Source organism: Kitasatospora sp. NPDC058492 (assembly GCF_042720685.1).
GTDB lineage: Bacteria > Actinomycetota > Actinomycetes > Streptomycetales > Streptomycetaceae > Kitasatospora.
On sequence record NZ_JBHXMU010000009.1, the window covers coordinates 103,916 to 124,747 of the forward strand.

At 71.0% G+C, this 20,832-nt stretch carries 18 protein-coding genes and 1 tRNA gene; 11 read left to right on the top strand and 8 right to left on the bottom strand.

Translation table 11 applies throughout. The features are described 5' to 3' along the window. Positions 1-73 precede the first annotated feature (73 nt). Both hrpA and ACFWPI_RS09000 read left to right on the top strand, forming a co-directional pair. Positions 74-4,060, top strand: coding sequence for an ATP-dependent RNA helicase HrpA (gene hrpA, locus ACFWPI_RS08995; RefSeq protein WP_380373552.1), 3,987 nt, complete (start codon positions 74-76; stop codon positions 4,058-4,060). Between the two features lie 117 nt (positions 4,061-4,177). Next, positions 4,178-4,251, top strand: a tRNA-Asp gene (locus ACFWPI_RS09000). Positions 4,252-4,608: 357 nt separating this feature from the next. Here the strand turns inward: ACFWPI_RS09000 and bldC are convergent. Continuing rightward, on the bottom strand, positions 4,609-4,815 hold the full coding sequence (bldC, locus tag ACFWPI_RS09005) for a developmental transcriptional regulator BldC (protein WP_014137253.1): 207 nt from the start codon (positions 4,813-4,815) through the stop codon (positions 4,609-4,611). A gap of 485 nt (positions 4,816-5,300) precedes the next feature. Beyond that, on the bottom strand, positions 5,301-6,197 hold the full coding sequence (locus tag ACFWPI_RS09010) for a hypothetical protein (protein WP_380335442.1): 897 nt from the start codon (positions 6,195-6,197) through the stop codon (positions 5,301-5,303). Positions 6,198-6,396: 199 nt separating this feature from the next. On the opposite strand from ACFWPI_RS09010, the gene ACFWPI_RS09015 reads away from it, so the two are divergent. Then, a complete protein-coding gene (locus tag ACFWPI_RS09015) occupies positions 6,397-7,554 on the top strand; it encodes a Glu/Leu/Phe/Val dehydrogenase dimerization domain-containing protein (RefSeq protein WP_063348337.1) in 1,158 nt (385 codons plus the stop codon). 416 nt (positions 7,555-7,970) lie between these two features. After that, entirely contained in the window at positions 7,971-8,228 is a 258-nt protein-coding gene (locus ACFWPI_RS09020; protein WP_063348338.1) for a DUF3073 domain-containing protein, read from the top strand. A gap of 160 nt (positions 8,229-8,388) precedes the next feature. Here ACFWPI_RS09020 and purM read toward each other — a convergent pair whose 3' ends face one another. The 3 genes from purM to ACFWPI_RS09035 form a co-directional block, all read right to left on the bottom strand. After that, the gene (gene purM / locus ACFWPI_RS09025; RefSeq protein ID WP_063348339.1) at positions 8,389-9,474 is read right to left on the bottom strand and encodes a phosphoribosylformylglycinamidine cyclo-ligase; all 1,086 of its coding nucleotides are present in this window, start codon (positions 9,472-9,474) and stop codon (positions 8,389-8,391) included. Between the two features lie 79 nt (positions 9,475-9,553). Next, on the bottom strand, positions 9,554-11,137 hold the full coding sequence (gene purF, locus ACFWPI_RS09030; RefSeq protein WP_063348340.1) for an amidophosphoribosyltransferase: 1,584 nt from the start codon (positions 11,135-11,137) through the stop codon (positions 9,554-9,556). Positions 11,138-11,379: 242 nt separating this feature from the next. After that, entirely contained in the window at positions 11,380-12,234 is an 855-nt protein-coding gene (locus ACFWPI_RS09035) for a hypothetical protein (protein WP_063348341.1), read from the bottom strand. A gap of 126 nt (positions 12,235-12,360) precedes the next feature. On the opposite strand from ACFWPI_RS09035, the gene ACFWPI_RS09040 reads away from it, so the two are divergent. From ACFWPI_RS09040 to ACFWPI_RS09050, 3 genes are all read left to right on the top strand, one after another. Beyond that, positions 12,361-13,644, top strand: a complete 1,284-nt coding sequence (locus ACFWPI_RS09040; RefSeq protein ID WP_063348342.1) for an adenylosuccinate synthase — start codon at positions 12,361-12,363, stop codon at positions 13,642-13,644. A 125-nt stretch (positions 13,645-13,769) separates the two neighbouring features. Continuing rightward, positions 13,770-14,399 (top strand): GNAT family N-acetyltransferase, encoded by a 630-nt coding sequence (locus ACFWPI_RS09045; protein WP_380373544.1) that lies wholly within the window; start codon positions 13,770-13,772, stop codon positions 14,397-14,399. A 60-nt stretch (positions 14,400-14,459) separates the two neighbouring features. Beyond that, on the top strand, positions 14,460-14,660 hold the full coding sequence (locus ACFWPI_RS09050) for a DUF397 domain-containing protein (protein WP_350880617.1): 201 nt from the start codon (positions 14,460-14,462) through the stop codon (positions 14,658-14,660). A 51-nt stretch (positions 14,661-14,711) separates the two neighbouring features. Here the strand turns inward: ACFWPI_RS09050 and ACFWPI_RS09055 are convergent, their stop codons facing one another. Continuing rightward, positions 14,712-14,870: a hypothetical protein gene (locus ACFWPI_RS09055; RefSeq protein WP_159398464.1), complete on the bottom strand. Its 159-nt coding sequence runs from the start codon at positions 14,868-14,870 to the stop codon at positions 14,712-14,714. A gap of 309 nt (positions 14,871-15,179) precedes the next feature. On the opposite strand from ACFWPI_RS09055, the gene ACFWPI_RS09060 reads away from it, so the two are divergent. The 4 genes from ACFWPI_RS09060 to ACFWPI_RS09075 all read left to right on the top strand — a co-directional run bounded on the left by ACFWPI_RS09060 (position 15,180) and on the right by ACFWPI_RS09075 (position 18,667). Next, entirely contained in the window at positions 15,180-16,031 is an 852-nt protein-coding gene (locus ACFWPI_RS09060; protein ID WP_063348345.1) for a helix-turn-helix transcriptional regulator, read from the top strand. After that, positions 16,028-16,228: a DUF397 domain-containing protein gene (locus ACFWPI_RS09065; protein WP_063348346.1), complete on the top strand. Its 201-nt coding sequence runs from the start codon at positions 16,028-16,030 to the stop codon at positions 16,226-16,228. The genes ACFWPI_RS09060 and ACFWPI_RS09065 overlap by 4 nt, the downstream gene beginning before the upstream one ends. A 210-nt stretch (positions 16,229-16,438) precedes the next feature. After that, a complete protein-coding gene (gene metG, locus ACFWPI_RS09070) occupies positions 16,439-18,172 on the top strand; it encodes a methionine--tRNA ligase (protein WP_380373539.1) in 1,734 nt (577 codons plus the stop codon). A 183-nt stretch (positions 18,173-18,355) separates the two neighbouring features. Further along, a complete protein-coding gene (locus tag ACFWPI_RS09075; protein ID WP_063348348.1) occupies positions 18,356-18,667 on the top strand; it encodes a helix-turn-helix transcriptional regulator in 312 nt (103 codons plus the stop codon). 66 nt (positions 18,668-18,733) lie between these two features. Here ACFWPI_RS09075 and ACFWPI_RS09080 read toward each other — a convergent pair whose 3' ends face one another. Together ACFWPI_RS09080 and ACFWPI_RS09085 are read right to left on the bottom strand one after the other, a co-directional pair. After that, positions 18,734-19,636: a class I SAM-dependent methyltransferase gene (locus tag ACFWPI_RS09080; protein ID WP_380373536.1), complete on the bottom strand. Its 903-nt coding sequence runs from the start codon at positions 19,634-19,636 to the stop codon at positions 18,734-18,736. A 141-nt stretch (positions 19,637-19,777) separates the two neighbouring features. Continuing rightward, on the bottom strand, positions 19,778-20,776 hold the full coding sequence (locus ACFWPI_RS09085) for an NAD(P)/FAD-dependent oxidoreductase (protein ID WP_380373533.1): 999 nt from the start codon (positions 20,774-20,776) through the stop codon (positions 19,778-19,780). Positions 20,777-20,832: the final 56 nt, after the last annotated feature.

Consider the following 20,832-nt stretch of genomic DNA (forward strand, 5'->3'; position numbering starts at 1 on the left):
CCGGTGGCTGTGACACTGGAGAGGCTCGAAAACCGAGGTGCGCGCCGCCGTACCTCCTTGCGAACCTAGAGGGATGCCCGCAGTGAGTTCTCCCGCAGTCCAGTCCGCCCCCGCACCCGCCGAGGGTCCCGGTATCGGTGAGCTGGCCGCCCGCCTGCCCGAGCTGACCCTGCGCGACCAGGTGCGGATCGGGCGCCGACTGGAGGGGGCCCGTCGGGTCCGCAAGCCCGAGGCCCGGCAGAAGGTCGCCGCCCAGATCGCCGCCGACATCGACCGCGCCGAGCTGCTGGTCGAGCAGCGCCGCGGTGCCGTCCCGCCGATCAGCTATCCCGCCGAGCTGCCGGTCAGCCAGAAGAAGGACGAGATCCTGGCGGCCATCCGGGACCACCAGGTGGTGATCGTCGCGGGTGAGACCGGCTCCGGCAAGACCACCCAGATCCCGAAGATCTGTCTGGAACTGGGTCGCGGCGTGCGCGGTCTGGTCGGCCACACCCAGCCGCGCCGGATCGCCGCCCGTACGGTCGCCGAGCGGGTCGCGGAGGAGCTGCGCACCCCGCTGGGCGAGGCGGTCGGCTGGAAGGTCCGGTTCACCGACCAGGTCGGCCAGGACACCCTGGTCAAGCTGATGACGGACGGCATCCTGCTCGCGGAGATCCAGACCGACCGCGAACTGCTCCAGTACGACACCCTGATCATCGACGAGGCGCACGAACGCAGCCTCAACATCGACTTCATCCTCGGCTACGTCAAGCAGCTGCTCCCGCGCCGACCGGACCTCAAGGTCGTGATCACCTCCGCGACCATCGACCCGCAGCGCTTCGCCCGGCACTTCAACGACGCCCCGATCGTCGAGGTCTCCGGCCGCACCTACCCGGTGGAGGTCCGGTACCGCCCGCTCGTCGACGACCTGGACGAGGACGACGACGCGACGGACGCCGACCGCGACCGGGACCAGATCCAGGCGATCTGCGAAGCGGCCCAGGAGCTCCAGGCCGAGGGCCCGGGCGACATCCTGGTCTTCCTCTCCGGCGAGCGCGAGATCCGCGACACCGCCGACGCCCTGGACAAGCTGAAACTCAAGTCCACCGAGGTCCTGCCGCTGTACGCCCGGCTGAGCTCGGCCGAGCAGCACCGGGTGTTCCAGCGCTCCGGCAGCCGCCGGATCGTCCTCGCCACCAACGTCGCCGAGACCAGCCTCACCGTCCCCGGCATCAAGTACGTGATCGACCCGGGCACCGCCCGGATCTCCCGCTACAGCCACCGCACCAAGGTGCAGCGGCTGCCGATCGAGGCGGTCAGCCAGGCCAGCGCCAACCAGCGCAAGGGCCGCTGCGGCCGCACCTCCGACGGCATCTGCATCCGGCTGTACTCGGAGGAGGACTTCCTCTCCCGCCCCGAGTTCACCGACGCCGAGATCCTGCGCACCAACCTGGCCTCGGTGATCCTGCAGATGACGGCGGCGGGCCTCGGCGACATCGCCGCCTTCCCGTTCCTGGACCCGCCGGACTCCCGCAACATCAAGGACGGCGTGCACCTGCTGCACGAGCTGGGCGCGCTGGACCCGGACGAGAAGGACCCGCGCAAGCGCCTCACCGCGCTCGGCCGCCAACTGGCCCAGCTCCCGGTGGACCCGCGGATGGCCCGGATGGTGCTGGAGGCCGACAAGAACGGCTGCGTGCGCGACGTGATGGTGATCGCCGCCGCGCTGTCCATCCAGGACCCGCGCGAGCGCCCCGCCGAGAAGCGCCAGGCCGCCGACGAGCGGCACCGCCGGTTCAACTCGGAGACCTCCGACTTCCTGTCCTACCTGGCGATGTGGCGCTACGTCCGGGAGCAGCAGCGCGAGCTGTCCTCCTCGGCCTTCCGCCGGATGTGCAAGGCGGAGTTCCTCAACTACCTGCGGATACGGGAGTGGCAGGACATCTACACCCAGCTGCGCACGGTCGCCAAGCAGTTGGGCGTCACCATCGAGGAGCCGCACGAGGACGCCGAGCCGGACGCCGACCGGATCCACCAGTCGCTGCTGGCCGGCCTGCTCTCCCACATCGGCCTGTTCGACGTGGAGAAGCGCGAGTACGGCGGCGCGCGCGGCGCCCGGTTCGCGGTGTTCCCGGGCTCGGGCCTGTTCAAGAAGCCGCCGCGCTGGGTGATGTCGGCCGAGCTGGTGGAGACGTCCCGGCTGTGGGCGCGGATCAACGCCAAGATCGAGCCGGAGTGGGTGGAGCCGCTGGCCGGCCACCTGATCAAGCGGACGTACAGCGAGCCGCACTGGGAGAAGAAGGCCGGAGCCGTCCTGGCGTACGAGCGGGTGACGCTCTACGGGATGCCGGTCGTCGCCCAGCGCAAGGTCAACTACGGGCGGATCGACCCGGAGCTGTGCCGCGAGCTGTTCATCCGCAACGCGCTGGTCGAGGGCGACTGGGAGACCCACCACCGGTTCTTCGCCGAGAACCGCAAGCTGCTCGGTGAGGTCGAGGAGCTGGAGAACCGGGCCCGGCGCCGGGACATCCTGGTCGACGACCAGACCCTGTTCGAGTTCTACGACGCCCGGCTGCCGGAGGACGTGGTCTCCACCCGGCACTTCGACTCCTGGTGGAAGACGGCCCGGCACGAGCAGCCGGACCTGCTCAACTTCGAGAAGTCGATGCTGATCAACGACTCCGCGGACGGCGTCACGGAGGCCGACTACCCGGACCACTGGCAGCAGGGCAAGCTGCGCTTCCAGCTGACCTACCAGTTCGAACCGGGCAGCGACGCGGACGGCGTGACCGTCCACATCCCGCTGCCGGTGCTCAACCAGGTCACCGCGGAGGGCTTCGACTGGCAGATCCCGGGCCTGCGGACGGAGCTGGTCACCGCGTACATCAAGTCGCTGCCGAAGGCGATCCGGCGCAACTTCGTGCCGGCGCCGGACTTCGCGAAGGCGGCGCTGCGCGCGGTGAAGGACCGCCAGGAGCCGTTGCTGCCGTCCCTGGAGCACGCCCTCAAGCGCCTGACGGCCATCACCGTGCCGCCGGAGGCCTGGGACGACGAGCGGGTGCCGGACCACCTCAAGGTGACCTTCCGGGTGGTGGACGGCCGCCGCAAGCTCGCCGAGTCCAAGGACCTGGAGGAGCTGCGGCTGCGGCTCAAGCCGAAGCTCAAGGAGACGCTGTCCTCGGCGGCCTCCGGCCAGGGCATCGAGCAGGGCGGGCTGACCGCCTGGCCGGGCGGCCTGCCCGTGCTCCAGCGCACCTTCGAGCAGCGCTCGCGCGGCCATTCGCTGCGCGCCTACCCGGCCCTGGTGGACGAGGGGGAGTCGGTCGGCGTGAAGCTGTTCGACACCCCGCAGGCGCAGACGCAGTCGATGTGGGCGGGCACCCGCCGGCTGCTGATGCTGACCACCACCTCCCCGGCCAAGTCGATCCAGGGCCGGCTGGGCAACCAGGCGAAGCTGGCGCTCTCGCACAACCCGCACGGCTCGGTGAACGCCCTCTTCGAGGACGTGGTGGCCTGTGCGACGGACCGGCTGATGACCCTGGCCGGCGGACCGGCCTGGGACGAGGCGGCCTTCGGCACGCTGCACGACAAGGTGCGGGCGGACCTGTACGACCTGTCCGCGGACACCACGTTGAAGACGGCCACCGCGCTGATCGCCTTCCACAAGGCCTCGACCCGGCTGAAGTCGGTGAGCAGCCCGGTGCTGCTGAACGCGGTGAACGACGTCCGGCTGCACCTGGCCTCCCTGGTGCACCCGGGCTTCGTCACGGACACCGGCTGGCAGCGGCTGCCGGACCTCAAGCGCTACCTGCTGGCGGTGGACCGCCGGCTGGAGGCGCTGCCCAACCACCCGCAGCGGGACGCCCAGCAGCTGCTGAAGGTCCAGCAGGTGCAGCGGGAGTACGGGGAGCTGCTGGCGGCGGTGCCGGCCGGCCGGCAGCCGTCCGCGGAGGTGCTGGCGATCCGCTGGATGATCGAGGAGTTGCGGGTCAGCTTCTTCGCCCAGTCGCTGGGCACGCCGAGCCCGGTGTCGGAGAAGCGGATCACCAAGGCGATGGAGGCTGCCAGGGCCACGCTCTGAGCTGGGCGGCGGCTCCTCGGGGGCCCTCAGGTGCCAGTTCGACCTGGGGGCCCACCATGGGCTACAGTCTGTCTTGTTCGCAGCGCGGCAAGCGAGTGAACGAGATCAGGAAACTCTGGTCCCGTGGAGCAGTTGGTTAGCTCGCCACCCTGTCAAGGTGGAGGTCGCGGGTTCAAGTCCCGTCGGGATCGCCGCAGTGCGAGAGGCCCGGAACCGTCAGGTTCCGGGCCTCTCGCTTTTGGCGTCCGGTGTTTATCCCGGACCAGGTCCAGACCACAAGTGACAGACGGTGTGACGGTCGTCACTTATCTTTTCCCGAGAGCACCCCCGCACCACCCTCACCAAGACCTCACTAATTTAATATGTAAAATTGTACAGCCATTAACTGTAAATCCCCCCCGCATCATGCGCATCAAATCGTTATCCGGAGTTCAGCATTCCGTACGTTGTGCCGAGTACCCGGGCACGGCGGGCGGGCATGGCAAAGGGGCCGCTTACCGGACCCGGCGGAGTCCGGTAAGCGGCCCCTTTAAAGAGCCTTTGGCCTATCAGGCCTCAGTGCGCTGAGCGGGAATCCCGGCCAGCAGAGCGCGCACCTCCGCCTCGCGGTAACGGCGGTGACCGCCGAGCGTGCGAATGGACGTCAGCTTGCCCGCCTTGGCCCAACGAGTGACCGTCTTCGGGTCCACGCGGAACATGGTGGCGACCTCTGCCGGCGTCAGCAGGGGCTCAGCATCAGGGGTACGAGCGGTCATGAGCGGCCTCCTCGGGAGAACCGAACCAGGGCGGTTCTATCCTTCAAATTCTGCACCTTGGCCCGCGATGCCCGAAATGGCATAGACGGGCCGAGTCGGTTATAGGACGAACGGCTTGTCCTGGTGTCTACAACTACACCATCCGTCCAGCCCTATCGACCAAACCGCCAAAATTGACCCCTCACGGGTTCAAGAGCGACGGATGGCGATGGACCACCCCATAACGGGCAGTCACGCGGCCGTGACGCCTGGTTACGAGGGGACCAGACCCCCTGTTTCCCCGCAAAGCACGCATCGACTCCAGAACCACCCAAAAGTGGGCATGCCCGCGTGAAGTTGGGCTGGTTGTCCCATTTTTGCACATAGGGGTAAGTTCGCGTCAACGGTGAGTAGTGTCACGTTCGACAGCTATTGACCCGAACCGGGACCTTGGTCATCCAGCTCGGGCCATAGGACTCTTACAGTCATACACGGGTGGTCGGACGTCAGTTCGCATACCGCAGCGCCAGCACCCTGCGCCAGCGCGCCGTCAGTTCCCCGTACGCGTGCAGCGCCTGCGCGGTGTCCCCCGCCCGCAGCGCGCGCAGCCCCTCCTCCAGCTCCCCCGCCGAACGATCCGCCAACAGCCGCTCCGGCCCCAGCACATGCACCAGCCCCCCGTAGTCCAGCTCCACCAGCGAGCGCGGATGGAATTCCTCCAGCCACCGCCCGATCTGCTCCGCCCCCCGGACCAGTTCCCCGTCCGGCACCTCTTCACGCAGCGCCCGGAAGGCCCGGGCCGTCCGGCGGCGCGCCTGCGCCATCGGCACCAGGTAGAACAGCGCCGCCGCCCGCCCCGGTTTGCCCGGCTCCTGCGCCGGCACGAAACAGCGGTCCTCGTCCCCGAACGGCAGGAACCAGCGCACCGGCACCTCCCACCGGCTGGTCAGGATCCACGGCCGGGCGTCCGGATGGCCGGCCCGCCAGCGCTCCCGGTCCGCCTCCGCCGCCGCCCGGGCCACCGGCGGCACCGCGGTGTCCAGCAGCGCCACCGGCGCGGCCGCCCGCAGCTCCTCCAGCGCCTGCCAGCTGCGCAGCCTGGTCGCCCACGGGCAGACGTACAGCACGCCGTCCACCACCCGCAGGTAGGCCCGCCCGCTCTCCCGCTCGGGCAGCGCCCGGGGCGTCCGGGCGGCCAGCTCCGCCAGCGCCTCCCGCTGCTCCTCCAGGACGGCCGCGGCCACCGGCTGCGCCGCCTCGACGGCGTCCGGGCCGTGCTCCGCCGCGTAGGCCTGCCAGCGCACCCGCTCGGACTCCGGGTAGGCGGCCAGCGGCTCGTAGACCCGCAGGTGGGCGGCGTAGGGCGGCAGTACCGAGGTGCGCACGACGGTCACGTCCTGCATGGTCGCACGCGCCGACCGGCCCCGGGAGGGCGCGCCCCCGAACCGTTCGCGCCCGCACCGCGCACCCCCCTGCGTCTCACTCCTCGGACCACCGGGACAAGCTCGGACAAGAGGGCGGATCGGCGACGCTCCCGCGACTACGCTTCGCCCTAGGCGCCCGCACCACAGCAGGCGGGCCTTCGATACTGGAGTCACCACAGTGACCGACGTACAGACATCCGCCACGCACCCCGCACCCGGAGTGCTCAGCAGGATCTTCCGCACCGAGCAGGACGGCGCCCCCGGCGACGGCCACGAGCAGGTCGTCCTCTGCCACGACCGCAGCTCCGGGCTCAAGGCGATCATCGCCATCCACTCCACCGCGCTGGGCCCGGCCCTCGGCGGCACCCGCTTCTTCCCGTACGCCTCCGAGGAGGCGGCCCTGGAGGACGCGCTCAACCTGTCCCGCGGCATGTCCTACAAGAACGCGCTGGCCGGGCTCGACCTCGGCGGCGGCAAGGCCGTCATCATCGGCGACCCCAACAAGGACAAGAACGAGGCGATGCTCCGTGCCTACGGCCGCTTCGTGGAGTCCCTGCGCGGCCGCTACATCACCGCCTGCGACGTGGGCACCTACGTGCAGGACATGGACGTCATCGCGCGCGAGACGCAGTTCGTGACGGGCCGCTCGCCCGAGCACGGCGGCGCCGGCGACTCGTCCATCCTGACCGCCTTCGGCGTCTTCCAGGGCATGCGCGCCACCGCCCAGGCCCGCTGGGGCCAGCCGACCCTGCGCGGCAAGCGGGTCGGCGTCGCGGGCGTCGGCAAGGTCGGCCACTACCTGGTCGGCCACCTCGTCGCGGACGGCGCCACCGTCGTCATCACCGACGTCTCCGAGACCGCCGTGAACCGCGTCCGCGCGGCCCACCCGGAGGTGGAGGTCGTCGCCGACACCGCCGCCCTGCTGCAGGCCCGGCTGGACGTCTACGCCCCCTGCGCCCTGGGCGGCGCGCTGACCGACGACACGGTGGCCGCGCTCGGCGAGTCCGGCACCACGATCGTCTGCGGCGCGGCCAACAACCAGCTGGCCCACCCGGGCGTCGAGAAGGACCTCGCGGACCGCGGCATCCTCTACGCGCCGGACTACCTGGTGAACTCCGGCGGCGTGATCCAGGTCGCCGACGAGATCGAGGGCTTCAACTTCGACCGGGCCAAGAACAAGGCCACCAGGATCTTCGACACCACCCTGGAGATCTTCACCCGGGCCGCCTCCGACGGCGTCCCGCCGGCGGTCGCCGCCGACCGCCTGGCCGAGAAGCGGATGCGCGAGATCAGCGCGCTGCGCACGGTCCTGCTGCCGGGCGCCCGCCGGGCCTGATCCGGCGCCCCCGGAACCTCGGACGCGCGGGGGGCGGCCGCACCCCCGTGACCCGCCCCCGGGCGGGAGGGGCCCAGCCGTCCCCCGCGCATCACGATGTGGAACCGGATTCTCACTTCTGCGCCCGATCGGGTGATCCAAGGTCCCCCTTGGGGGGATAATCGGTCCTGGAACGACGGACCTGAGACACCTCCGGACAGCGCGCAAACCGCCGCAAAACCTCCCCTGACCTGGGAAGACCTGGTCTCGGGTGCGGTCGGTGCGCGCCACGTCACACCGACGACGTACCGTCCAGCGGCGGAAACAGGTACCGTTAATGCTCCAAGGGACGGTCCTCCCATTCGGGCAGGCCGCTCCTGATCATGAACACGTGTCAGACTCGGGGCCGTGAGCCCCATCGTTGAGGGGGTCGACCCATGGGGCGCGGCCGGGCCAAGGCCAAGCAGACGAAGGTCGCCCGCGAGCTGAAGTACAACAGCGGCGGGTTTGACGCTAACCGTCTGTCCAACGAGCTGGGCGCATCGCCGTCCACCGCTCCGATCGACCCGGAGCCGATCGAGGAGGAGGAGGACGACGACCCGTATGCCGAGTACGCCGCCCGCTATGCCGACCTCGACGACGAGGACGACACCGAGCCGGGCACCGGGCCGTCGCAGGCCTCTCGCCGCTCGTAGCCAGTAGTTTCGCCGACCGGCCCAGCGCCCAGCGCGCCAGGCCGGTCTTCGGCGTTTCCGCGTACCGGATGGCGTACCGGGTGGTCGCCGCCCCCGGGTGGCAGGACGCGGAAGGGCCCCTCCGGTGCGCCGGAGGGGCCCTTCCGTCGTCCCGCCGGGCTCAGCCCGCGGTGAAGCCCTCGTAGGCGTTGTAGAGCGCCGCGCCGGCCTCGTGCTCGCCGGTGCGCTCGACGATGTCGCCGAGCAGCCAGGCCTCGACGCCGCGGTCCTCCAGGATCGCCAGCACGGCGTCCACCGAGGACGGCGGGACGACCGCGACCATGCCGACGCCCATGTTGAGCGTCTTCTCGATCTCCAGGGTGGCCACCTTGCCGACCTGGGCGACGGTCTGGAAGACCGGCAGCGGGGTCCAGGTGCCGCGGTCCAGGCGGGCGTGCAGGCCGTCCGGGACGACCCGGGCCAGGTTGGCCGCCAGGCCGCCGCCGGTGACGTGCGAGAAGGCGTGGATCTCGGTGGCGCGGGTGAGCGCCAGGCAGTCCAGCGAGTAGATCCGGGTCGGCTCCAGCAGCTCCTCGCCGAGCGTGCGGCCGAACTCCTCGACCTTGCGGTCCAGCTTCCAGCCGGCCTCGTTCAGCAGCACGTGGCGCACCAGCGAGTAGCCGTTGGAGTGCAGGCCCGAGGCCGCCATCGCGATCACCACGTCGCCGGCCCGCACGCGGTCGGCGCCGAGCAGCGCGTCCGCCTCGACCACGCCGGTGCCGGCGCCCGCGACGTCGTACTCGTCCGGGCCGAGCAGGCCCGGGTGCTCGGCGGTCTCGCCGCCGACCAGGGCGCAGCCGGCCAGCGCGCAGCCTTCGGCGATGCCCTTGACGATCGCGGCGACCCGCTCCGGCACGACCTTGCCGACGCAGATGTAGTCGGTCATGAACAGCGGCTCGGCGCCGCACACCACCAGGTCGTCGACGACCATGCCGACCAGGTCGTGGCCGATGGTGTCGTGCTTGTCCATGGCGGCCGCGATGGCCACCTTGGTCCCCACGCCGTCGGTGGCCGAAGCCAGCAGCGGCCGCTCGTAGCGCTTGAAGGCGGACGCGTCGAAGAGGCCGGCGAAGCCGCCGAGACCGCCGACCACCTCGGGGCGGTTCGCCTTCTTCACCCACTGCTTCATGAGCTCGACGGCGCGGTCGCCCGCCTCGATGTCGACGCCGGCTGCGGCGTAGGTGGCGCCGTTCTGGTTGCTGGTCACTACGGTGCGGCCCTCTCGGGTCTGGTGGGGGCTGGAACAGCGGTGGGGCCCCGTTTCGCGGGACCCCACCGTGGATTCGTTACGGGCGGCGCAGCGCGTCGGCCGCGCCCGCCCCGCCGAGCAGCGACTGGACGCCGTCCAGGTCGCTGCCGCTGGTCGGCTTGCCGCGCACGGCCGGCGGCTGCTGGCTGCCCTTGATCTCGGCCTCCAGCAGGAGCTTGCCGAGCAGTGCCGGGTCCGGCAGCTCCATCGGGTACTCGCCGTCGAAGCAGGCCCGGCAGAGCCTGTCCTTGGGCTGCTTGGTGGCCTCGATCATGCCGTCGATCGAGATGTAGGAGAGCGAGTCCGCGCCGAGGGTGCGGCCGATCTCCTCGACGGTCATCCCGTTGGCGATCAGCTCCGCGCGGGTGGCGAAGTCGATGCCGAAGAAGCACGGCCACTTCACCGGCGGCGAGGAGATCCGGATGTGCACCTCGGCGGCGCCGGCCTCGCGCAGCATCCGCACCAGCGCGCGCTGGGTGTTGCCGCGGACGATCGAGTCGTCGACGACCACCAGGCGCTTGCCCGCGATGACCTCGCGCAGCGGGTTGAGCTTGAGCCGGATGCCGAGCTGACGGATGGTCTGGCTGGGCTGGATGAAGGTGCGGCCCACGTAGGCGTTCTTCACCAGACCGGAGCCGTACGGGATGCCGCTGGCCTCGGCGTAGCCGATCGCGGCGGGGGTGCCGGACTCCGGCGTCGCTATCACCAGGTCGGCCTCGGCGGGCGCCTCCTTCGCCAGGCGGCGGCCCATCTCCACGCGGGAGAGGTGCACGTTGCGCCCGGCGATGCTGGTGTCGGGGCGGGCCAGGTAGACGTACTCGAACACGCAGCCCTTGGGCTTCGCCTCGGCGAAGCGGGAGCTGCGCATCCCGTTCTCGTCGACGGCGATCAGCTCGCCGGGCTCGACCTCGCGGATGAACGAGGCACCGCAGATGTCCAGCGCCGCCGTCTCGGAGGCGACCACCCAGCCGCGCTCCAGCCGGCCGAGCACCAGCGGGCGGATGCCCTGCGGGTCGCGGGCGGCGTAGAGGGTGTGCTCGTCCATGAAGACGAGCGAGAACGCGCCCTTGACCTTGGGCAGCACGACCTTGGCCGTCTCCTCGATGGAGAGGTCCGGGTGGCCGGCGAGCAGCGCGGTCACCAGGTCGGTGTCGTTGGTCGCGGCGCTCCGCCCGGAGCGGGAGACGTGCTCCTCACCGGGCAGTTCGGCGACCATCTCCGCCAGTTCGGCGGTGTTCACCAGGTTTCCGTTGTGCCCGAGGGCCAGCGAACCGTGCACGGTCGCGCGGAAGGTCGGCTGGGCGTTCTCCCAGACCGAGGACCCGGTGGTCGAGTAGCGGGCGTGTCCGACGGCGATATGCCCGTGCAACGACCCCAGGGAGGCCTCGTCGAAGACCTGGGAGACAAGCCCCATGTCCTTGAAGACGAGAATCTGGGAGCCGTTGCTCACTGCGATGCCCGCGGATTCCTGACCGCGGTGCTGCAGGGCGTAAAGGCCGAAGAACGTGAGCTTGGCGACCTCCTCGCCGGGAGCCCAGACACCGAAGACGCCGCAAGCGTCCTGGGGGCCTTTCTCACCGGGAAGAAGATCGTGGTTGAGTCTTCCGTCACCACGTGGCACGTCTTCGAGTCTAGGGCAGCGGGCACCGGCTTCCGGAACCCGGGCGGCCGGGATTGTCTGGCGATCGGCCGGTAACGCGCGTAGACAAAACCCCTTACCAGGTGGGGATTTCGGGTGGGGGGAATTCCGGCCGGAGGCGGTTGGCCTTGTGGTTCGCGCCTGTTGGGGCGTTCCGTGTGCGGAGAGCCGGGAGTCGGGGCGGCCGCGAAAGTGAGCCTGCTCACCCGGGGTTCACCCCGGCGTCACGCGGCGGGCAGCAACAGGCCCCAGGCGCCCGGGTGGACCGTCCACGTGCGGGCGCGGACCGGACCGACGGGGTGGCCGTCCGCCTCGTAGCCGAAGCCGCGCCCGACCACCGAGACGCTCTCCGCCCGGGCGCGCACCAGGGCGCCGGGCGCGCGGATCACCACCTCCAGCACGCCCGCGCCGTCCGCCTCGACGCCCGGCAGGGTCAGCTGGACCAGCCGCACCGGCCGGTGCACGTCGGCGAGCAGCCGGCCGTCGGCCTCGACCCGGACCCGGGGATTGTGCTCGGCGCAGGACCGGCCGTCCGCCGTGAGTGCGTTCGCCTGCTCGGCCGCAGCCAGTTTCGCCCATAGCGAACGCCAACCACCCGTACGGCCGGCCGGTCGCCGCGTCCCGGCACCGGTGATCCGCACCCCTCCCAGCGCCACCCCGCCGCCGTCGTCCACCAGCAGGTCGAGCTTGCGCGCCGCACCCGACAGCACCGCCCGCGCGGCCCGGACCGGCTCGCCCGGCACCCCGAGCGCGCGGGCCGCGGCCAGCTCCTCCGACCGGCCGACCGGAACCATGCCCACCGGATCCGCGCCCAGCTCACGCTGGCGGTACAGGGCTTGGAGCACCCGCTGCAACGCCAGGTCGGAACCGATCACGACCGGCCGCCGCCGACCCCGGTGCGAAAGCACCCGGTCGAGTTCGGACGGGCTCTCCGGATAGACCACCTTGACGTCCGCGCCTCCGCAGAGCACGTCCTTCGCGATCCGCACCGACTCGCCGTCGGTGTGCCGGGCCGCCGGGTCGAGGAGCAGCAGGAGCGGCTCGGGGCCGCCGGTTGCGGGCGTGGACAGGGACGACACGACCGGTCCTTCCTCAGGTAATCTCTCGGTGCAAGAGCCCCTTGCGCTACTGCGCCAGGGGCTTCGTCTATCTCGGGGCAGACTGCGGCCTACGCAGGATGCCCCAACCGGAAGGGGTGTACGCCTGTGCCGGCACTCGTGCTCGTTGGCGCTCAGTGGGGGGACGAGGGCAAGGGGAAGGCCACCGACCTCCTCGGCGGCTCCGTCGACTACGTCGTCCGCTACCAGGGCGGCAACAACGCCGGTCACACGGTGGTCATCGGCGACCAGAAGTACGCCCTGCACCTGCTCCCCTCCGGCATCCTCAGCCCTAACGTGACGCCGGTCATCGGCAACGGCGTCGTCATCGACCCGGGCGTGCTGCTCTCCGAGCTGAGCGGCCTCAACGACCGTGGCATCGACACCTCGAAGCTGCTGGTCTCGGGCAACGCCCACCTGATCACGCCGTACCACCGCACCCTGGACAAGGTCACCGAGCGCTTCCTCGGCAAGCGCCGGATCGGCACCACCGGCCGCGGCATCGGCCCGACCTACGCGGACAAGATCAACCGCGTCGGCATCCGGGTCCAGGACCTGTTCGACGAGTCGATCCTGCGCCAGAAGATCGAGGCGGCGCTGCACGACAAGAACCAGATCCTGGTCAAGCTGTACAACCGCCGCGCCATCCCGGCCGAGCTGGTCGTCGAGGAGTACCTCGGCTACGCGGACAAGATCAAGCCCTTCCTCGCCGACACCACCCTCGTCCTGGACCAGGCGCTCAAGGCGAACAAGGTCGTCCTGCTGGAGGGCGGCCAGGGCACCCTGCTCGACGTCGACCACGGCACGTACCCCTTCGTGACCTCGTCGAACCCGACCTCGGGCGGCGCCTGCACCGGCGCCGGCATCGGCCCGACCAAGATCGACCGGGTCATCGGCATCCTGAAGGCGTACACCACCCGCGTCGGCTCGGGCCCGTTCCCGACCGAGCTGCTGGACGAGGACGGCGAGGCGCTGCGCCGCATCGGCGGCGAGCGCGGTGTCACCACCGGCCGTGACCGTCGCTGCGGCTGGTTCGACGCGGTCATCGCGCGCTACGCGACCCGGGTCAACGGCCTCACCGACTTCTTCCTCACCAAGCTCGACGTGCTCACCGGCTGGGAGCAGATCCCGGTCTGCGTCGCGTACGAGATCGACGGCAAGCGGGTCGAGGAACTCCCGTACAACCAGTCCGACTTCCACCACGCCAAGCCGATCTACGAGACGCTGCCGGGCTGGACCGAGGACATCAGCAAGGCGAAGACCTTCGCCGAGCTGCCGAAGAACGCGCAGGCGTACGTGAAGGCGCTGGAGGAGATGTCCGGCGCGCCGATCTCCGCCATCGGCGTCGGCCCGGGCCGCGACGAGACGATCCAGATCAACTCGTTCATCTGAGCCTGATCCGGTCGAGGGCCCTGCGGGACACGTCCCGCAGGGCCCTTCGCTTTGCCCGCTCCACCAATTTTGCACTAGCGCAGAAGTCCATTGCATCTAGTGCAGCGCGGCGCTACCTTTCCGGCATGACCGCACAGCCGCCCATACCCGTCACCCTCACCGGCCTCCACATCCGCCTGGAGCCCCTCGGCCGCCACCACCTGCCCGACCTGTGGGCCGGCGTCGGCCCCGATCCGGAGGTCTGGCGCTGGATCCCCTCCCTCCCGCCGGCCACCGAGGAGGAACTCGGCGCGATCATCGACGCCCGGCTCGCCGAGGTGGCGGCCGGATCGGCGGTGAAGTTCGCCGTGATCGACCTCCCCAGCGGCCGGGCCGTCGGCGTCACCGGCTACTACGACTTCAGGGCCGACGACGAGGTCGTCGAGATCGGCGGCACCTGGTACGCCCGCTCGGTCTGGCGCACGCCCGTCAACACCGAGGCCAAGCTGCTGCTGCTCTCCCACGCCTTCGACGACCTGGGCATGGGCCGGGTCTACTGGAAGACGGACGCGCTCAACGAGCGCTCCCGCAACGCGATCCTGCGCCTCGGCGCCCAGTACGAGGGCGTCCACCGCCGCGAGAAGCGGCGCGACACCGGCGTGTGGCGCGACACCGCCTACTTCTCGATGCTCGCCGACGAGTGGCCCGTCGCCCGGATCCGCCTCGTCGAGCGCCTTTCGCGCGGTGCCGAACCCTCCGTGCGCCCCCGTTCCTGAACGGCCCCCCGGAAGTTGTCCAGGGTGCCAGGCAGGAACCGGAATGGGAGAAGGCAACCGATGACCCAGCAGTGGCAGAAGTCCACCAGCAGCACCCGGGACGGCGGTGACTCCGTGGAGGTGTCCGTCAACGAACGGGGGCTGATCGAGGTCCGCGAATCCGAGAGCCCCGACGCGATCATCGTCACCACCCCGCAGAAGTTCGCGCTCTGGATCGAGGGCGTGAAGCGCGGAGAATTCGACCACTTCGGCGACGGCTGACCGCACCCTCCGGTGGCCCCCCTCCCGGCGGGGGGCCACCGCTGCCGCGCGCTATTTCTTCTCGACGGCGGCGGAGGAATGGCGGACGACGAACTCGCGTTTTGCGGAACGCGGTTCGCGGGGTTGGGCGTTGACCAGCCAGACCAGCCAGCCGACGAATAGCACGGCCAGCAGGAGGGCGGACAAACCGGCGACGAGCAGGCCGTTCACCGGGTAGCGGGAATGCGGTGGGCGGGGGCGAGAAGCAGCGGAAGCGGCATGACAGTCTCCGGTCGGTGATGTCGAGCGTGCCGACCATGCATCTGGTGTGTATTTACGGCTGATTGGCGGCTGTTTAGGCCACAACAAGTCAGTGACTGACGCGGGATCGACCATAGGGTCGAGGTGCAAGACTTGCTACCGAGCGGGAGAACGTTCACTCCATCGTGGGGTATCCCCCATTTCAGTAGCTAGGGCCGGGTAAGCACGGCACACTTCACCGGAAGCATCGACCCGAGCCGCGATCCGGAGAAGAGAGTCATGCCACCCCGCTTGTCGCCGACCGTGCGTCAGCAGCGCCTTGGCATCGAGCTGCGCAAGATGCGCGAACGCGTGGGCGTGACGCCCAAGAGCCTGGCCGCCACCCTGGGCACCGACCTGCCCAAGATCTCGCAGATGGAGAACGGGAAGTCCGGCATCAGCGCCGAACGGCTCCGGCTCTGGGCCCGCACCTGCCACTGCTCCGACGGCCCCTACCTCGACGCGCTGCTCGCGATGACACAGGACCGGCGCAAGTACTGGTGGGACGGCTACCGCGGCCGGCTGCCCGGCGGGCTCATCGACATCGCGGAGATGGAACACCACGCCGAGTCGCTGGCCATCCTGCACACCACCTTCATCCCCGGACTGCTGCAGACCTCGGCGTACGCCTCCGCGGTGTTCGCCCGGGTCCGGCCGCCCATGCCCCAGCCGGACGCCGACGCCCGCACGGCATTCCGGATCCAACGCCAGCGGCTGTTCACCGAACGCCCGAAGCCGTACGCCGCGTACATCCACGAATCCGCGCTGCGCATGCAGTTCGGCGGGGCGGTGGTGCTGCGCGACCAGCTGCTCGGCGTGCTGGAGGATTCCGAGCGGCCCGGGGTGGAGATCCGGACCATCCCGTTCAGCGTCGACACCTTTCCCGGGTCCGGAGAGAGCCTCTACCTCGCCCGCGGGCCCGTTCCCGAACTCGACACCGTGCAGATCGACCTCTCGAACGGGCCGAAGTTCGTGCACCTCGACACCGAACTGCAGACCTACCGACAGATCAAGGAGGAGACCGCCGCGGTCGCCCTCGGGCCGGCCGAGTCCCGGGACTTCATCCGGGCCTTACTGAAAGACTTCTCATGACTGAGTGGCGGAAGTCCTCGTCCAGCGGCGAGAGCAACGAGTGCGTCGAGATCAGAGCCGCCGACGGTCTGGTGGAGATCCGCGAGTCGGACCGCCCCGAGATCGTCGTCCGGACCACGCCGCGCAAGTGGGCCGCGTTCGTCCGCGGGGTGAAGGCCGGGGAGTTCGACCGGTACAGCGACTCCGTCGGGCCCTGAACCGCACCCGCCCCCGAGCGGCACCGCACCCGAGCCGCACCCGAGCCGCACCCGCCCCCGAGCGGCACCGCACCCGAGCCGCACCCGCCCCTGAGCAGCACCGCCCTCCCGGCCCGGCGGCGGTAGGCTTGGCAGCCCACAGTGGACCCCTGCGCCTGGCACAGCACTCCGGGTGGGGTGCGCGTGCGGGAGAAATCGGAGCATCCGAGGATGGCTCGGCACCTGGTCACCAGCGCCCTTCCGTACATCAACGGGATCAAGCACCTGGGCAACATGGTCGGGTCGATGCTCCCGGCGGACGTCTACTCCCGCTACCTGCGCCAGCGCGGCCACGAGGTGCTCTACATCTGCGCGACCGACGAGCACGGCACGCCCGCCGAACTGGCCGCACAGGAGGCCGGGCTGCCCGTCGCCGAGTTCTGCGCCCAGGCGCACGACGCGCAGAAGGCCGTGTACGACGGCTTCGGGCTGTCCTTCGACCACTTCGGCCGCAGCTCCTCCCCGCAGAACCGCGAGATCACCCAGGAGATCGCCCGCGAACTCCAGCGCAACGGCTTCATCGAGGAGCGCGCGATCCGGCAGGTGTACTCCAACGCCGACGGCCGCTTCCTGCCGGACCGCTACATCGTCGGCACCTGCCCGCACTGCGGCTACGACAAGGCGCGCGGCGACCAGTGCGAGAACTGCACCCGGGTGCTGGACCCGACCGACCTGCTGGAGCCGCGTTCGGCGATCAGCGGCAGCTCCGACCTGGAGGTCCGGGAGACCAGGCACCTGTTCCTGCTCCAGTCGGAGCTGACCGACGAGGTCGAGCAGTGGATCGCCGCCCACGGCGACGACTGGCCGGTGCTGGCCTCCTCGATCGCCCGCAAGTGGCTCACCGAAGGCCTCCAGGACCGCGCGATCACCCGCGACCTGGAGTGGGGCGTCCCGGTGCCGGCCGACGTCTGGCCGGAGCTGGCGGCCGAGGGCAAGGTGTTCTACGTCTGGTTCGACGCCCCGATCGAGTACATCGGCGCCACCAAGGAGTGGGCGGACGCGGCCCCGGCCGGGCAGGCCCGGGACTGGAAGTCCTGGTGGTACGAGGCCGACCACAGCGTCCGGTACACCGAGTTCATGGCCAAGGACAACGTCCCGTTCCACACCGTGATGTTCCCGGCCACGATCCTCGGCTCGCGCCGGCCGTGGAAGAAGGTCGACTACGTCAAGGCCTTCAACTGGCTGACGTACTACGGCGGGAAGTTCTCCACCAGCCAGAAGCGCGGCATCTTCACCGACGTCGCCCTGGAACTGCTGCCGGCCGACTACTGGCGCTACTTCCTGATGGCGCACGCCCCCGAGTCGGACGACTCCAGCTTCACCTGGGACCTCTTCGCCTCCGTCGTCAACAAGGACCTCGCCGACACCCTCGGCAACTTCGTCAACCGGGTGCTCACCTTCAGCCGCAAGCGCTTCGGCGACGCCGTCCCGGCCGGCCACGCGCCCGGCGAGGCCGAACAGCGCCTCGGCGAGCAGATCGCCGCCCTGCTGGCCGAGTACGAGTCCCAGTTGGACGCGCTCAACTTCCGCAAGGCCGCGCAGGGGCTGCGCGCGCTGTGGAGCGCGGGCAACGCGTACCTGGACGAGAAGGCGCCCTGGCTCCAGGTGAAGACCGACCCGGACGCGGCGGCGCTGACCCTGCGCACCGCGATGAACCTGATCCAGCTGTACGCGGTGGTCTCCGAGCCGTTCATCCCGACCGCGGCGGCGGCGATGCGCGGAGCCTTCGCCCTGCCCGGGGACGCTCCGGCGGCCGGCCTGTCCTGGGTCGGCCCGGAGCAGGCGCGGACACTGGACCTGGTACCGGCCGGGACGGCGTTCACCGTGCCGCCGGTGCTGTTCGCCAAGATCACCGACGAGGACCTGGCCGCCTGGACCACCCGCTTCGGCGGCCAGGAGGGCTGAGCCCCGGCGGACGGCCCGGGGCCCGGGCCGTCCGCCACCCTCCCGACACCGGAGGGAATCTGACGCCCCGTCACCGATGGTTCGTCCAGGTCATCGGCACCCCGCCGGGCGGCACCGCACTGCCCCACTGACCGGCGTCGGCTCGCCGAGGCCCTGCCGTAACACGCCGGTACGCTTCCAGCCATGGATGTTGACCTGGTCACCGCCCTGCGGGCGATCGCCAACCCGACGCGCCTGCAACTGCTGGCATGGTTGCGCGAACCCGAACGCCACTTCCCCCTGGAGGAAGCGGTCGCCGACCCGCGCGAGGTCGGCGTCTGCGTCAGCCACATCCAGGCCAAGGCCGGCCTCGCCCAGTCCACCGTCTCCGCCTACCTCGCCGAACTCCAGCGCGCCGGCCTCGTCCGCGCCACCCGGATCGGCAAGTGGACCCACTACCGCCGCGACGAGGCCCGCATCGCCGCCCTCATCACCGCTCTCGGTCACACCCTGTAGGCCTCTGCCGCAGCCGGGGCGGGGGAGCCCCCGCCCCGGCTGCGGCCGGCTCGGGCTCCGCAGTCGTCAGGCGGCCTTGCGGGCGGTGTGGACGGTCATGGCCGAGAGGAAGAAGGCGTCCGGGCGGTTCAGGATGCCGGTGGGGGTGTCCTCGGCGAGGAGGGCGTCGAGGGTGCTGCGGTCCTCGGCGGCGAGGTTGTCGGCGAGCTGGTCGCGCAGACGGGCGAGTTGGGTGTGGAGGTGCTCACGGGCCGGGCGGGCGAGCGGGGCCGGGTGGTCGATCAGGAAGGTACGGGTGCCGCTGGCGGTCAGACCGGCGCGGGTGAGCATGGCCGGCCAGTCCTCCACCTCCTCGGTGGCGCCGGGCAGTTCGGCACGCATGGTGCTGAAGCCGTCCTCGTGCACGGCGTCGAGCCGGGCCTGGAAGCCGGCCCGGCCGAGACCGAAGTCGCGCGGCAGGTAGCGCAGCGGCAGGCCGCGTTCGGCGACGGCCAGCAGGCCGCCGGGCCGGAGCGTCGCGGCGAGGGAGGTCAGGGCGGCCTGCTGGTCGCCGAGGTGGTGGATCGCGTTGCCGGACCAGATCAGGTCGGCCTCGCCGAGCTTGCCGAACTCGGCGGGCAGGTCGGCCTGCTGGGTGCTCAGACGGCCACCGGAACGGGCCCGGGCGCGCTCCAGCAGGGCGGCCGACTGGTCGACGGCGACCGTCTCGGCCTCGGGGAAGGCCTCCGCGAGCAGTCCGGCGATCACCCCGGGCCCGCTGCCGACGTCGAGGACCCGCCGCACCCCGCTGGCCTCGCCGTGCAGGGACCGCAGCCACTGCGCGGCCCCGGTGATGGCGGGGGCGCGCAGTTCGGCCTCCCGCTCCAGGTGGGCGGCGAGGACGTCCCAGTCGAAGTCGGCGGCGGGGACGTGGCCGTGGTGGTGCCCGTGCTGGTGCCCCTGGCCGTGCTGGTGCTGGTGTTCGGACATCGTGGGTTCTCCGATCGTGGGTGACGGAAAGGTGCTGCGGTCGGAAAGGTGCTGCGGTCGGAAAGGTGCTGCGGTCGGAAGGGTGACGCCGGGCGAAGGTGCCGGGGGAGCCGCGGGGAGCTGGGGGGGAGCTTCCCCCGCTCAGGCGGGAACGGCGGCGCCGGACGCGCGGTGTTCGGCGACCGCCCGTCCGATCTCCTCCGCGACGAGGTCGTGGTCGAGGTCGAACGCCGCCGCCGCGCCCATCCCAGCGGCGACGACGACCTGGGCCCGCGGGTCGGCGACGTTGCCGACCGCCCAGACGCCGGGGACGCTGGTGCGCCCGGCCCGGTCGGTGGTGACCCAGCCGTTCTCGTCCCGGGCGCATTCCAGGCCGAACAGCAGCGCGTCCCGGGGCACCGGCTGCGGGAAGACGAACACGGCCTCGCGCGGCACCACCCGGCCGTCGGCGAGTTCCACGCCGCGCAGCCGGTCGGCGTCCGTCACCAGCTGGGTGATCCGGCCTTCGACGACCCGGACGCCGCGGGCGGCGAGCCGCTCCCGCTCGGCCCCGGTCGGCGTGAGGGTGTGCGTGATCAGGACGACGTCTGCGGACCACTGCCGGAGCAGCAGCGCCTGGTTGACCGCGCCCGGGCCGGTGCCGAGCACGCCGAGCGGGCGGTCGCGGACCTCGTAGCCGTGGCAGTACGGGCAGTGCAGCACGTCGCGGCCCCAGCGTTCGAGCAGGCCCGGGAGCTCCGGGAGCCCGTCGCGCAGACCGGTGGCGACGACCACCCGGCGCGCGTGCAGCACGGGGCCGCCCGCCAGGTGGACGGCGAAGCCCGTCCCCGCGCCTTCGGCGTCCGCGACGCCCTCGACGTGGTCGACCCGGGCGTCGACCAGGTCGACCCCGTAGCCGGCGACCTCCGCCCGGCCGACCTCCAGCAGCGCCGCCGGGGGCATGCCGTCCCGGCTCAGGTAGCCGTGCATGTGGGCGGCGGGGGCGTTGCGCGGCTGGCCCGCGTCCACCACCGCCACCCGGCGCCGAGCCCGGCCCAGCACCAGCGCGGCGCTCAGCCCGGCCGCGCCCGCGCCGACCACCACCGCGTCGTACTCGTCCCGGGGGGCCGTCGGCCCCGTCGTCCTCATCGTGTCGCCCATGGCGCTCACCTCCACCGCCAGGCTGCGACCGGACCAGCCATATCGGCAAGCTTTGT